This is a genomic window from Bacillus sp. sid0103 (assembly GCF_019219025.1).
The window spans coordinates 1-255 of the sequence record NZ_JAHUWN010000171.1 but is presented as its reverse complement, the minus strand read 5'-3'; the positions used below and the strand labels follow the sequence as shown (position 1 = coordinate 255).

Annotated in this window: 1 rRNA gene; it reads left to right on the top strand. The window is 56.1% G+C overall.

Features of this window, described 5'->3' with window-relative positions:
* Positions 1 to 255 (top strand): 16S ribosomal RNA (locus KW850_RS34670); the annotation flags it as partial.

Genomic DNA, 255 nt, shown 5'->3' with positions numbered 1-255 from the left:
CGAGCGAATCAATAGGAGCTTGCTCCTGTTGGTTAGCGGCGGACGGGTGAGTAACACGTGGGCAACCTGCCCGTAAGACTGGGATAACACCGGGAAACCGGTGCTAATACCGGATAATCCTTTTCCTATCATGAGGGAAAGCTGAAAGTCGGTTTCGGCTGACACTTACAGATGGGCCCGCGGCGCATTAGCTAGTTGGTGAGGTAACGGCTCACCAAGGCGACGATGCGTAGCCGACCTGAGAGGGTGATCGGC